Annotated in this window: 10 protein-coding genes; 6 read left to right on the plus strand and 4 right to left on the minus strand. The window is 48.3% G+C overall.

The features are described from left to right. Nucleotides 1-9: 9 nt before the first annotated feature. Entirely contained in the window at nucleotides 10-675 is a 666-nt protein-coding gene (locus tag BM334_RS09185) for a class I SAM-dependent methyltransferase (protein WP_198677354.1), read from the minus strand. A gap of 3 nt (nucleotides 676-678) precedes the next feature. Continuing rightward, a complete protein-coding gene (locus BM334_RS09190) occupies nucleotides 679-1164 on the minus strand; it encodes a YajQ family cyclic di-GMP-binding protein (RefSeq protein ID WP_092841030.1) in 486 nt (161 codons plus the stop codon). A 110-nt stretch (nucleotides 1165-1274) separates the two neighbouring features. On the opposite strand from BM334_RS09190, the gene BM334_RS09195 reads away from it, so the two are divergent. From BM334_RS09195 to BM334_RS09220, 6 genes are all read left to right on the plus strand, one after another. Continuing rightward, nucleotides 1275-5792 carry an EAL domain-containing protein gene (locus BM334_RS09195; RefSeq protein WP_092841032.1) on the plus strand — a complete coding sequence of 1506 codons (4518 nt, stop codon included), beginning with the start codon at nucleotides 1275-1277 and terminating at the stop codon, nucleotides 5790-5792. After that, nucleotides 5782-7230 (plus strand): GAF domain-containing protein, encoded by a 1449-nt coding sequence (locus BM334_RS09200; protein WP_092841034.1) that lies wholly within the window; start codon nucleotides 5782-5784, stop codon nucleotides 7228-7230. Before BM334_RS09195 ends, BM334_RS09200 begins: the two co-directional genes overlap by 11 nt. Nucleotides 7231-7318: 88 nt before the next feature. Beyond that, nucleotides 7319-8230: an alpha/beta fold hydrolase gene (locus BM334_RS09205; RefSeq protein WP_157981871.1), complete on the plus strand. Its 912-nt coding sequence runs from the start codon at nucleotides 7319-7321 to the stop codon at nucleotides 8228-8230. Continuing rightward, nucleotides 8221-9264 (plus strand): hypothetical protein, encoded by a 1044-nt coding sequence (locus tag BM334_RS09210; RefSeq protein WP_092841038.1) that lies wholly within the window; start codon nucleotides 8221-8223, stop codon nucleotides 9262-9264. The genes BM334_RS09205 and BM334_RS09210 overlap by 10 nt, the downstream gene beginning before the upstream one ends. Before the next feature lie 102 nt (nucleotides 9265-9366). Beyond that, complete coding sequence (locus tag BM334_RS09215) at nucleotides 9367-10656, plus strand: O-acetylhomoserine aminocarboxypropyltransferase/cysteine synthase family protein (RefSeq protein WP_092841040.1); 1290 nt, start codon at nucleotides 9367-9369, stop codon at nucleotides 10654-10656. Nucleotides 10657-10779: 123 nt separating this feature from the next. Next, nucleotides 10780-11748 (plus strand): alpha/beta hydrolase, encoded by a 969-nt coding sequence (locus BM334_RS09220; RefSeq protein WP_157981872.1) that lies wholly within the window; start codon nucleotides 10780-10782, stop codon nucleotides 11746-11748. Between the two features lies 1 nt (nucleotide 11749). Here BM334_RS09220 and BM334_RS09225 read toward each other — a convergent pair whose 3' ends face one another. Beyond that, a complete protein-coding gene (locus tag BM334_RS09225; protein WP_092841044.1) occupies nucleotides 11750-13081 on the minus strand; it encodes a DASH family cryptochrome in 1332 nt (443 codons plus the stop codon). 3 nt (nucleotides 13082-13084) lie between these two features. Further along, the gene (locus BM334_RS09230) at nucleotides 13085-14191 is read right to left on the minus strand and encodes an NADH:flavin oxidoreductase (RefSeq protein ID WP_092841046.1); all 1107 of its coding nucleotides are present in this window, start codon (nucleotides 14189-14191) and stop codon (nucleotides 13085-13087) included. Nucleotides 14192-14198: the final 7 nt, after the last annotated feature.

Genomic DNA, 14198 nt, shown 5'->3' on the forward strand with positions numbered 1-14198 from the left:
GTTCCTGTATTAACCTGAAATAGATTGTTGAAAAATTACCACATCTCGGGGGTAAATAGTCAGCTGTAAGCCAAACTTTTGCGCCAACCACTGAAACGTTTGTTCATGAAAAAAGCAAATATGGGTTGGGTCGTTGCGATACGTCCATTGTTTAAAGCGCTCAATACTGTCCCAGCGTTGCGTCATAATGCCCATGAGGGCGTTGGGTTTTAAACAGGCAAGCAATTGGTTAAAAACCTTTGCTGGTGTTGCAAGGTGCTCAACAACTTCGGTCGAAACAATAAAGTCATATTGCTGTTGAAGCCTGGTCGGCTCATTGTCGTAATAAATATCGAACGTTGTGCAGCGAACCCCTATCTCGCGGAACATTTCAGCTAACACCGGAGTTGGGCCGCAACCAAAATCTAAGCCTTGGCTGCCCGCCGGCAATAGCGCACTTAATGGCGTAAACAAGCGCGATAAGAAGGCTCTATAACCCGGGTCGCCTGGGTTGTTTTCATGCAAGTCATAAATGGCTTTTTCAGCCACTGCATCGAGTAAAAAACGCTGCGGTACGTGAATAAGTTGGCAGTTTGGGCAATACCAATATTCGCGGCCGGCTAACGGGCCTCGCTGCATGGTATCGAGCAGCGAGGTGTTCGTGCTTTGGCATAACGGGCATACAGACGCCGACATAGCCTAGTCGCGGAAGTTCTCAAACTGCAACGGTAGCTCAATGTCCGAATTACGCAGCAGCGCAATGGTTTGCTGCAAGTCGTCACGTTTTTTGCCAGTTACCCGTACTTTGTCGCCCTGAATAGACGATTGCACTTTGATTTTGCTTTCTTTTATTTTCTTGGTGATTTCTTTGGCTAGCGGCTGATCAATGCCTTGCTTAAAGGTTAAAGCAAGACTATACAGTTTACCGCTGTGTGTTGGCTCTTCCGGCATATCAATACCGGCCAGGCTAATATTTCGCTTGGCACAATGGTTATTGAAAATGTCTTGCAGCTGACGCACTTGAAAGTCAGACTCAGAAGTTAGTGTCACAGTTAAATCGTTGAGTTCTATGGTGGCCTCAACGCCACGAAAATCGAAGCGAGTGGTCAATTCGCGAGTTGCATTGTCCACCGCATTTTTTAGTTCAACTTTATCGATTTCAGAAACAATATCGAAACTAGGCATGGTTGCGAGTCACTCCGTGTTAATTTTCAGCATAGCTTATACTAAAATCAGTGTAGGCTAAACGAATGGAATGCACGTAAATATAATAACGAAGCAATTAAGGACAACGCATGAGTGCGCAAGCAAATCACACTTTGGTGGTTGGTATTGGGGCATCAGCCGGTGGGCTAGAAGCTGTTAGCGAGCTTATTCGCCATTTGGATACACGTATTCCTGCATGTTTTGTGGTGTTGCAGCATTTGTCGCCCAACCACAAAAGCATGATGCCTGAAATATTATCACGTGAAACAGATTTGCCAGTGATTGGCCTGCAACGTGCAACCAAACCACGCCAAGGGACTATTTATGTGGTTCCCGCCAACAGCAATGCGATTTTTAAAGACGGCCGCATCGAGTTAACCCCAGCTGTTCCTGAGGTTTCGCCAAAACCTTCCATTAATAAGTTCTTCACGACGCTGGCAAAAGAAATGCATGACTTGGCCATTGGCGTTGTGCTGTCGGGCACGGGTAGCGATGGCACGGCTGGGCTGCGTGCTATTCAGGCCGAAGGCGGCGTTGCTATTGTACAAAAACCAGATACCGCGAAGTACCCAGGCATGCCACAGTCAGCGATTGATGCTGGTTGCGCAGATATGGTTTTGAGCCCCAAAGATATCGCCAAGCACATGCCTAGCATTGTCACTATGCATACCGACAGCAACGAAAGCATTGCGGAAAACCAGATGAAGCAAATTGTTGCCATGCTGAGTGACAGCATGAGTATGGATTTTAGTGGCTACAAGTCGGGTACTATGCAGCGGCGTATTCGACGGCGGGTTGTGTCCAGTGGTGCTGGGCGTGTGGGTGATTATATAAAACTGTTGAGCGAACGGCCTGACGAAATATCAGCGCTCGCCAGTGAGATTTTAATATCAGTGACCGCGTTTTTTCGTGACAAAGATGCTTTTGAAAGTTTTAACCAAGCATTGTTGCAGCACCTGCAAGAGCACCCAGAAAAAAATGATTTACGGGTGTGGGTGGCAGGCTGTGCAACCGGCGAAGAAGCTTACTCAGTTGCGATGCTGATTGCCGAGGCGACGGCAGGCCATGATAGCCCATTGCAGGTGCAAGTATTTGCCACCGATTTAGACGAAGAAGCCTTGCAGTTGGCTCGTCGTGGTGTGTATTCCATTGGGGCGTTGGCCGAAGTTCCAAACTACATGATTGATAAGTATTTTAAGCAAACCAGCCAGCACCTTGAGGTGAGTAAAAAAATTCGCGATATGGTGGTGTTTGCGCGCCATAATTTAGTTACTGACCCACCTTTTATGCGCGTTGACTTTGTCACCTGCCGTAATGTGCTCATTTATTTTGAACCGAAGCTACAGCGCAAAGTGTTACAGCGGTTTCACTTTGCTTTGGCGCCCCACGGCATGTTGTTTCTTGGGCGTTCAGAAAGTATTACCCAAGCCGAAGAGTTGTTTTATGTGGTGAACCGCCGTGACCGTCTATACGGGAAGTCTGAGCAAGCGGCTGCCTCAGTTATAAACGCGAAAGTGAGTCGTAAAGCACCTGAGCAAACCGTTGAAGACATTCCGACTAAGGACAATTTTGCATTGTTGCATCAGTTGTTGCTGGACATACGTTCCGCCATGGTTGTTTGCCGCCGTGACGGTTCGGTAATTCGCAGCATGGGTGATGTTGCACGGTTTTTTAATGAGAAAAAGATTGGGGCGAGTGAACCTAGTGACATTGGCGCGGGGGTTACCAACGCGATTATCAAGCCATTTAAAGACGAGTTGATTTCACTTATGAACCAGCTGGACTGGAACGGTAGCCGAGTATTTGGCACTGTGCAGGTCATTAAGGGTGAGTATTGGCAGTTATTGCTTATGCCGGTGCGTGAGAAAAGCGATTTGCATTTGGCTGTGGTTATTCTACCGGCTTTTTTACCCTCTGCAAAAGCGCAAGCCGAAGCCTTATTAAGCAGTGATAACGATCATGACAGCGTATTACGCGACGAGCTCAATGCGACCCGTGAGCAACTGCAAACCATGCTGGAAGAAATGGCGACATCGAATGAAGAGATGCAGTCATTAAACGAAGAAACCCAAGCGTCGAATGAAGAATTACAAGCCACCAATGAAGAGCTTGAGGCGGCCAACGAAGAGCTACAAGCTACCAACGAAGAACTGATAAGTTTAAACCAAGAATTGAACGTTAAAACGGCCGAATTAGTGGCGTTAAACGATGAATATGAGCATGTATACGATGCTTTAGAGTTTCCGTTACTGGTACTTGATGCGCAGGGAAAGTTGCTACGTTTTAATGCCCAAGCGCAGCGGTTATTAAATTTACGCGGTCATTCGATAGGTCGCGACTTTGCAACACTAAAGCTACCGAATTATTTGCGGAATGACAGCACAGCATTGTTTGAAAAAGTCTTTACCGAGGCTGATACCCAAAGTGTGATGGTGCGTGACGGCGAAAACGTTATACAGGTAACGGTAACGCCCGGTTTAAATAACGCTGGTGACGTTTATGCGGTGTTGGTGACGTTGATTGACGTGAGCGATATTACCCGTGCTCAAGAACAGCTGCGGCAGTCGCAACAGCAACTCAGCCAGATTATGTCGAACACGACCATTATTTTGGCGATGAAAGATTTATCGGGTACATACTCGTATGTAAACCCGCGCTTTATTGAGGCTTTTCAGCGCGACGAAGAAGCTGTTTTGGCACAAACCGACTTTGATGTATTTGCCCATGACTTTGCCAGTTCGGTGTGGGAACACGATTTGCGTGCCGTGCGAACGCGTCAGCCGCAAATATGTGAGCACAGTTACAGTGATAGTGAGGGGAACACCCGTATTTACCGCATGGTACATCAAGCGTTAACCGATGATAAAGGCAAGGCCTACGCACTTATTAACGAAGCTGAAGACATTACCCAGCGCAAAAAGGCAGAGCAGCAATTACAAATTGCAGCGCGTGTTTATGAACAAGCTGGCGAGGCTATTGTCGTCATGGACGAAAACGCGTTGATTCAAACCGTGAATAGTGCCTTTGAAAAACTTACCGGGCGCGACGAAGAGCAGGCAAAAGACACCTGTTTTTGGAGCCTGTTACGGCTTGGACGTGAAAGCGAAGGGCCTAATAACCTACGTAACACGCTAGATGCCGAAGGCTTTTGGCAAGGCGAAGTAACGATTGGGCGAGGCAACAACGATACCTTATCGGTGTGGTTAACAGTGAACCGTATTCAAGCCGCTGACTCGGAAAAATCTGCGTTTGTTGCGGTGTTTGCCGATATTTCGAACTTAAAAGAGTCACAGCGAAAGGCCGAATATTTAGCTACGCACGATAGTTTAACAGGGCTGCCTAACCGTACGTTGTTTCATGATCGACTAGAGCACGCAATAGAGATTGGCAAGCGCAATCAATCTGAAGTTGGCTTGTTATTCATTGATTTAGACAACTTTAAAACTTTGAACGACACACTAGGGCATGACGCTGGCGATGATTTGCTTATTCAAGCGGCAGAGCGGTTAAAAACGGTAGCGCGTGAAACCGACACTGTTGCGCGCCTTGGTGGTGACGAGTTCACCGTAGTCATTGCCGATAGCACCATGGCCGCGGCCGAGCGTATTGCCCGACAAACGCTCGATGTGATGAGCCAACCGTTTATTATTGGTCGGCGCAAGCACTTTATGAGTGCAAGTATTGGTATTGCGTTTTTCCCAACCGACGGCCTGGATACCACCACGCTAGTTAAGGCTGCAGATACGGCCATGTATCGAGCCAAAGAAAACGGTCGTAATCGTTACGAAGTTTACAAAGAAGAGTTGCAGTCGCAGCTGATGCGCCATGCAAGCATGGAAAACGCATTGCGAGAAGCGCTACAAAAAGAGCAGCTGTATTTAGAGTTTCAACCAAAGTTTTCAGTGAAGAACCCTGACGAAATTATTGGAGCGGAAGCTTTATTGCGTTGGAAAGACCCGAAGCTAGGGCAAGTAAGCCCGGCCGATTTTATTGCCGTGGCCGAGCAAAGTAACTTAATTGTCGACGTGGATTTTTATGTGGCAACAGCGTTGATACGACAATTGGCGCGTTGGCAAAAAGACGGTGTGGACTACCCAGTTATGGCACTTAACGTGTCGCCAAAAAGCTTTCAGCACGAAAGCTATGTCGATCTTATTCTGCGCTTGCTTGACCAATATCAGGTGAAGTCGCTCATGATTCAGCTGGAACTAACTGAACGCACTTTAGTGTCGCAGCGAAACTCTGAACTTGGCAATATTGAGCGACTGCGTAATGCCGGTATTCAATTGAGTATTGATGATTTTGGCACGGGCTATTCGTCCATGAGCTATTTGAAGCGCTTGCCGCTAGCGGAGTTGAAAATTGATAAGTCTTTTGTTGATGGCCTTGGCCTAGAAAACAACGATGAAGCCATTTCGCGTGCTATTTTGGCTATGGCAAAAGCACTGGATATTCGCACTGTAGCCGAAGGTGTGGAAACCAAGCAGCAACTTCAATGGTTACAGCAAGAGGGCTGCGATTACGCCCAAGGCTATTATTTGGCCCGGCCGTTAAGCACTGAAGACTTTATCATTCGCCTACAACAAGGACGTAAAAATGAACACTAGTCAACGTGGATTTATTGCAGCCTGTGAACGAGAACAGTTGCATTTAAGCGGGGCTATACAAGCCTACGGCGCTATGATTATTGCCAACCAACATGGTCAAATAACCCATGTGTCAGAACAGGTCGGTGAGTTTTACCCTGAGATAAGCATTAAAAGTGTCGGCCATGGGCTACCTGATGAATTGTGGAATTTGTTTCGCCAATTTGAAGGCCAAACATTATGGTTTTCAGACGAGATTTTGGGCGCACAGGGTGAGCTTGATGTGGTGTTAAACCCGGTTGGACAGGAGCAGGTTGCTATCGAGCTGCTGCCGAGCCACCCGTCGCCAAATTTGCGCTCAGCACTCAGTGTATTGCCGAAATCCATAATGGATAACGAGGGCTTAAAAGCATGCCGACAAAAATTAGTTGATTATATTGCTGAATTGACTGGTTTTGAGCGCACAATTTACTATCACTTTTTGCCGTCAGGTGATGGCGAAGTGTTGGCCGAGTCATGCTCACGTTCTCATTTAGGTAGTTACTTGCAGTTGCGCTTTCCGGCCAACGATATTCCACAAATTGCCCGTTCACTGTATTTAAAAAACCCGTGGCGCTGTATTTTTGACGCCAAGACTGAATCGGTGTCTTTAGTGAGTCGTGACGATAGCGTGCCTGACTTAACCCATGCGGTATTGCGCAGTGTATCGCCGGTGCATATTCACTACATGAACAATATGGGGGTTCGCTCTTCGGTATCTTGGTCTATTGCGGGCAAAGACGACTTGCTGGCGCTGCTTTCGATACACGACAGCCAAGCTAAACAATTACCGTTTAGCCTGCTCGATCACATTAACGAACTTGTTGAGCGGTATAACTTTTTACTGCGCGAGTATCGCACTCAGCAGCGGATGAATTTGCACGACCGATTACAGTCTCAATTTAACTATTTTGCCGATAGATTTGGCAATTTAAGCGACGCTGAAAATTTGTGGGAAGAGCTCGCCACTTGGTTGATGGACGAATTTAATGCGGATGGCGTGGTGTTGCAAACGCCGCTGCAACGACTCCGTTTTGGGGCTGCATTAGAAGATCACGCCGTTGATATTTTGGTTCGCTTTATGAAAACGCAAGACGACTTGGTGTGGGTAACTGATAATTTTTTAGAAGACCTGCCAGCGGTTGAACTTAGTCAAGTGGCCGGTGTTGCAGCGTTACGAAGTAGTAATCAAGCAGAACACCACGCCCAACTATTTTTGTGTCGCAATGCCGAGTTGTATCAAGTGGCGTGGGGTGGGCGCCCAGACAAGCCGTTAGAGACGGATAACCCAGATATGCCCATTTCACCGCGTCGGTCATTTGAAAAATGGATTGAAACACGTCACTCGTTTAGTGCCCCGTGGGATGAAAACACCCGCATAAAATTAATGAAAATGCGTTTACTACTCAATGAGTTTTAATTTTTATATAGACATCTAAACGTCTATATTGATATTTGCGGATAAACTCGCTACATTAGCCCTCATGTTTAGCCATGAGGGCTTTTTTATGAGCCAAGTATTACGCAGCAAGGTTGCTGGTGGTGAGCTTGTTCTGTCGGTGTTAGGGGGAGCCAGTGACGCTAACCCGTCAGCGCCGTTGGTATTAGTGCTAGGCGGTATTTCGGGCGACCGCAATGCCATTAACCAGCACGATACTGGTTGGTGGCAAGGTTTGGCGGAAGCGGTAAATCCAAACAGCTACCGGGTTGTTCAGGTGGACTACGCTGGCGGCACCGGTGAGTCTGAAGTTAGCTCATTACCAACCAGTATTGCCGAGCAAGCCGCGCTTATTTCATCAGCGCTACAGCAACATAGCCTGCTTGAGTTTCATGCCGTGGTGGGCGGCTCCTATGGTGGCTTAGTGGCACTGGAATTAGCCCAGCACAAGGCCCTGACTATTAAGCGTTTGGCTATTATTGGTGCGGCGCACCGGCCGACTGCGCAGGCCGTTATGCTGCGTGCTCTGCAGCGTGAATTTGTGCGCCTAGGTGAAGCCGCCCAGCAACCTGAGCGTGGTGTGCAGTTGGCACGTGCTTTAGCCATGATGAGCTATCGCAGCGCTGAGGGTATGGACAGCTTCTACCCCGACCCACAAGACGCGGTTGCTTATATTGAAAGTCGTGGGTTACGCACTGTGCAGCGCTCATTGCCGCGCGCCCGACAGCTGTTTGAAGTGTTTGGCCCCGCACTTGATAACTACCGTATTGAGCCGAGCAATATTGAGCAGCCGACGTTATTGATTGGCTTTGATAGCGATCAACTAGTGCCGCCAAGCGTGCTTGAGGAATTTGCTGATAGGCTCCCCGATTGTCACGGTTGTCATATTTTTAGGTCGTTGTACGGTCATGATGGCTTCATAAAAAACACCGCAGACTATGCCACCACTTTAAGTTATTTTTTGGAGCAGTCATGTCACTAGGAATTATTGTGGTTGGTCTTGGCAACATTGGTGGAACTTGGTTGCGCGATTATGCCAAGCGCTTGCCGGCGGGCGTACAAATTTTTGGCGCAGCAAATTCGAAGCAGTTTTGGCGCTGGCCGTTACCAAACAATTGGCGCGATGTGCGCGACACGCAAGACGTTATTGCGGCAGTTACCACAGCCACTCAGGCGGGGGGGCGGGAGTTTTCTAACCTCGTCGTGCTTGACCTGACGGCCTCAAAAGACGTTAGCCGAGCTTACCCGCAGTGGATAGCGGCTGGCGCCCATTTAATTAGCGCCAACAAATATGCAGGCTCTAGCCACCCAAATTTTTACCGGCAGGTGCGCAACGCCTTAACCGAACATCAGCGCTATTGGCTTTACAATACCACTGTGGGCGCAGGGCTACCGATACAAAAGGCGGTACGCGAACGCCTAGACTGTCATGACACGATTGAAGTCATGGAGGGTAACTTTTCTGGGTCATTGTCATGGGTTTTTCAGCAGTATAGACCTGGTGATAAGCTTTCGGATTGGCTGCGAAAAGCCGCTGAACAGCACTTAACAGAGCCAGACCCACGGCTTGATTTGAGCGGCATGGATGTGGCGCGGAAGTTACTCATTTTGGCGCGCGATGCGGGTTGGGAGTTACAATTAGCAGATATTCAGCTACACAATTTAGTTCCCGCTAGTTTGCGTGACTGTTCAGTTAGTCACTTTTGGCGTGAAGCAGAAGCTTTTGACGCAGACTTTGAGCAATGGCGCTTGCGTGAGCACCCGCACGCAACGCAGTTTTGTTATATCGGTTCGGTACACAAATCAGCTGAAGGGAAAATAATCGCCAAGGCGCGACTGCAGCCTATCGATCAGCAGTCAGCCTATGCACACTTACCTCCGGGCAATGCTAATTTTATTATTCGTAGCCAGCAATATCACACCAACCCATTGGTTATACAAGGGCCTGGCGCTGGGCCGGAGGTAACAGCTACGGGCGTGCACAGTGATATTTTGGAATTATTAAAGCAACTGTAAAAAAACACTTGCGTCATGGATTGGTTTAATTATTATGGACGTCTAAACATCTATACGTTTTTAAATCTAAAATTTATAAGCTCAGACGCAAGTGAGGTTTTCATGACAGTAGCGAAGCACCCAGCCACATTAGCCATTCATCACGGCTATGATGCTGACCCCACCACCAAGTCGGTGGCCGTACCCATTTATCAAACCGCAGCGTTTGCCTTTGATAACGCCCAACACGGCGCTGACTTATTTGATCTCGCTGTACCTGGGAATATTTATTCGCGCATTATGAACCCCACCAACGACGTGCTTGAGCAACGTCTTGCAGCACTTGAGGGCGGGGTGGCAAGTTTAGCGGTGGCCTCGGGTATGGCTGCTATTCACTATGCACTCATTACTCTGGCCAACAGCGGCGACAACATTGTCACCACGCCGCAAATTTATGGCGGCACTTATACCTTGTTTGCGCATCAATTACCGGCTTTGGGCATCGATGTGCGCTTTGCTCAAAGTGACAAACCTGAAGATCTCGCCAAATTAGTCGACGCCAATACCAAAGCGCTGTACTGCGAAACCATTGGCAACCCCGCGGGCAATATTGCGGATATTAAGGGGCTTGCAGCCGTGGCTGAGCAAGCCGGGATTCCGTTGGTGGTGGACAATACCGTGGCGACGCCTGTTTTGTGCCGACCCATTGAGCACGGTGCCCATATTGTGGTGCATTCGCTGACGAAATATATTGGCGGCCATGGCACCACTATTGGCGGTATTATTGTCGATAGCGGCAAATTCGACTGGAACAAACACGCCGCTAAGTTTCCGCAATTTAGCCAGCCAGAGCCCGCGTATCATGGCGTGGTATACACCGAAGCTTTTGAGGCTGCAGCCTTTATTGCGCGTGTGCGTACGGTGGCGCTGCGCAATACCGGAGCGGCATTATCGCCCTTTAATGCGTTCTTGATTTTGCAGGGGCTTGAAACATTGCCGCTGCGCATTGAGCGCCACTGCGAGAATACCGCCAAAGTGGTGAATTATTTGCAGCAACACCCGAACGTTGATTGGGTCAATTATGCAGGCACCGATAATCATCCGCATTATGCCTTGGCGCAGCAGCTTATTGACGGTGGGCTACCAGCCTCGTTGCTAACCTTTGGCATTAAGGGGGGCTACCAAGCCGGCGTGAAGTTTTATGACCAACTGCAGCTGTTCAAGCGTCTTGTTAACATTGGTGATACCAAGTCACTGGCGTGCCACCCAGCTTCAACCACCCACCGGCAACTAAGCACCGAAGAGCAAGCTAGCGTTGGGGTTAAGCCCGAAGCCATTCGGTTGTGCGTGGGCATTGAACATATTGATGATATTTTAGCTGACCTTGATCAAGCATTAGCACATAGCTGTTGAGGTGCTTACTTCAGGTTGTCGCATAAGGTCTTGATGCAACGTAAAGACTGTTGGTGTTTGGTAAAGAAGTGATATTATCGGGCAACTATGTCAATTGTCAGATGAATGCAATGGAGTTGTCCGATGTATCGCAAGTTAGGTTTGCTAGTTATTGCCGCTGTGTTATTGCAAGGCTGTGCAACGTACGTAGAGCACAGGCTTTCTAGCCGCGTTGAACCTATGGGTATGCCGGCTAATATGCCCGAAATAATCACTGACACCGGTGGCCAATTTCGTGAATTTTGCTTGCCACATTTAGGCGGTTGCACAAAATACATTTATGCGCCGTCAACTACTGAGCGGCAAGAGCAAAGCTTTAAATTTACCGCGGTTTTTGAAGACGCCACCAAAGAGTACGTTCTTGATCTAAACCGCCAGCAGATTCCCGAAGTTCGTCGCGGCACTATGATTATGTTGCATGGTTATGGCGGCAACAAAGAAACCATGTATTTCTTGGCTGAGTATTATCGCTTTATTGGCTTTCACGTAATCATTCCCGACTTAAAAGGGCATGGTGAGTCATCTCATGAACAACCAGGGCTTGCGGTGAACGACGTTGAAATGATTCACAACCTGATTAACTCGCTTCCTGGCCGCGAGCGGCCACACCCATTGTTCATTACGGGATATTCCATGGGCGCTGTTGCTGCGGTGCACGTTGCGCGGCAACGCAATGATATAAGCGGGTTAGTGTTGTTAGCACCTATGCGTCAGTTTGAAGACGCGGTGTACGAAGTTACTAAAATGACGAACAAAACAGCGGTTAAGATTATATCCGAAGACTCAATTCGTGAAGGTGCGCGCAATACGCTGTTGAAAAATGATATAGAAGCCGAAGCGCTTGATCTGCACCAAATATTGCCGCCGCTTAAGGTTCCAACCTTAGTGCTTGCCAGTGAGCGTGATAGCGTTGCACCGTTTAGTTATTTTCAACCACTCGGGTCGCGCTATGTTGAGGTCAAGGAGATTCCTGATCGTCACCACTTTTTGATGGCGATTATGGACCCTAAAATGCATGAATATTTGTATCCGTGGCTGCAGCGCCGCCGGTAATTTAAGGTTTTTTGGCTATTGGCCAATCGACCATGTCGACATGGTCTAGGTGGCCGTCAAAAACGTCGCCTTGCCACTTTTTGATGAAGCTGTGCTGTGGGTCATAAATGCTGGTTTGTTTAGCTAAGTCAAACCACCGATGTCCTCTTGGGTCTGCACCCACCCCAGCTAAGTACTGCCAATTTCCCCAATTGGCAGCAACGTCGTAATCAATAAGTTGCTGTTCAAAATAGGCGGCTCCGTAGCGCCAGTCGAGTTGTAACTCGTGCACAAAACAGCTAGCAACAAGCTGGCGGCCGCGATTCGACATATAGCCCGTAGAATTCAACTGCTTCATACACGCATTAACGATTGGATACGGTGTGTTGCCCTGGCACCATTTCTTAAACCGCGTTGCATAAAAGCTTGTTGTTTGGCGTTGATCCCTAATACCCGCAGCGTTGAACAACAGTGCGCCATAGTGCCTTGCGTAATGCTGAAAATATTCGCGCCAGAGAAGTTCAAAGTAAATCCAATAGGTACTGTCATTTGCGCCAAAAGCTTGTTCATGTTGGTCAAGTAACGAGATAATTTGTCGTGGTGAAACACAGCCCAAAGCTAACCACGGTGAAAATTTTGTGGAGTGTGTCCATTCGTCTAGGGCGTTGCGAGTTTGCTTGTAATGTTGGGCTTGAGCGCTTTCAAAATAGCGCTTCACATGCGCTATGCCGGCCGAGCAGCCCCCCTCGAATTGGCTGAGTTGCGGTTCTGAAACTGGCTGGGGATACCGGCAATAGCTGGGCGGAAATTGTGTTGGAGCAGGCGGTAATTGTAAGGGGCGCTCACAACTATCAAGCATGGTTATTGGCTCAGCTAATTGACGAAACTTTGAAAAACTAGCAGGGAAAGGGGTCAGCACGTGCTCTAGCTGCTGCGCATTAAACAGTGTTTGCGTCTCCATTTCTACATACTGCAAAAACGGATAACGTTGGCGCACAATTGAAAGATACTGGCGTTCGTAAAAGCCGCTGTTTGCTGATCGATAAATTGCATCAATGCCATATTGGGCAATTAAACGTGCGATGGTTTCAAGCGGCGGCTGGTAACTAACAACAAGTCGCTGGCCATAGGTTGCTAGCTGCGTATCTAACTGGTGTAAGCTTTGTTCAAGAAATTGCTGTCGAGCTTGGCCCATGCTGAGCAAACCATAGCGGTTTGGTTTAAACCACTTTGGGTTTACACAGTACAGCAGAATTAGCTGTTGGCATTCCGCCGCCGCACGACACAGCAGCGGGTGGTCGTCAATTCGCAAGTCATTCTCAAACCAGACCAACCCCACCCGATGCTGATGCATGGTTTATACCAGCTCTTTTAATGATGCCTTGCTAAACGCTTGAATGTCAGCTTCGTTACCATCGCGCATTTTTTGCAGCCATTGTGGGTCTTGCAACAAAGCACGGCCTACGGCAATGAGGTCAAATTCATTGTTGGCCATGCGTTGCACCAATTCATCAATACCTGATTTTTCTACGGCCGGTTTATCGGAAGCAAAAGTGCCGCTTATAAAATCTTCGGTTAACCCGACACTGCCTACTGAAATGGCCGGCTTGCCAGTTAGTTGCTGTGTCCAGCCTGCCAGGTTTAAGTGAGAGCCTTCAAACTCTGGTTCCCAGAAGCGACGTGTTGAGGCATGGAAAATATCAACGCCAGCTTCAACTAATAAATCGAGTAGTTGTTTCAGCTGCTCTGGTGTTTCAGCCAACTTGGCTTCATAAGCTTGCTGCTTCCACTGTGAAAAACGGAACACAATGGCAAAGTCTTCGCCAACCGCAGCGCGTACCGCTTTAACAACTTCGCAGGCAAAGCGCGCACGATTTTCTAATGATCCGCCATATTCGTCATCACGAATATTGGTGCCTTCCCATAAAAACTGGTCAATTAAATAGCCGTGAGCACCGTGAATTTCAACGCCATCAAAGCCAGCCTCTCTTGACTGTCGCGCAGATTCAGCAAAAGCGGCTATAACTTCATCAATGTCAGCTTTGGTCATGGCTACACCGCTGGCTTTGCCTGGCGCAAACAAGCCAGAGGGGCTGTAAGCTGGGGCCGCATTCTCGTCTTCTGGTTGACGAACGGCACCAACGTGCCATAGCTGTGGAATAATTTGTCCACCGGCTGCATGCACGGCGTCAACCACACGTTTCCAGCCGGCCATAGCGGTTTCACCAAAAATTTTCGGGACATTCGGGAAACCACTTGCGCCGGCATGATTAATTTCGACACCTTCGGTAATAATCAGCCCAATCTCGCCCTCAGCACGGCGTTGATAATACCTCACCACGGCTTCGTTCGGCACGTTGCCTGGTGAGAAGCTGCGGGTCATGGGCGCCATAGCAACGCGGTTGCGTAACTTCAATGATTTACATTCAAAAGGCTTTAATAATGGACTTAAATCGGTAGACAAAATGACT

It is taken from the genome of Pseudidiomarina donghaiensis, assembly GCF_900116895.1.
In the GTDB taxonomy this organism is placed as follows: Bacteria; Pseudomonadota; Gammaproteobacteria; order Enterobacterales; family Alteromonadaceae; genus Pseudidiomarina; species Pseudidiomarina donghaiensis.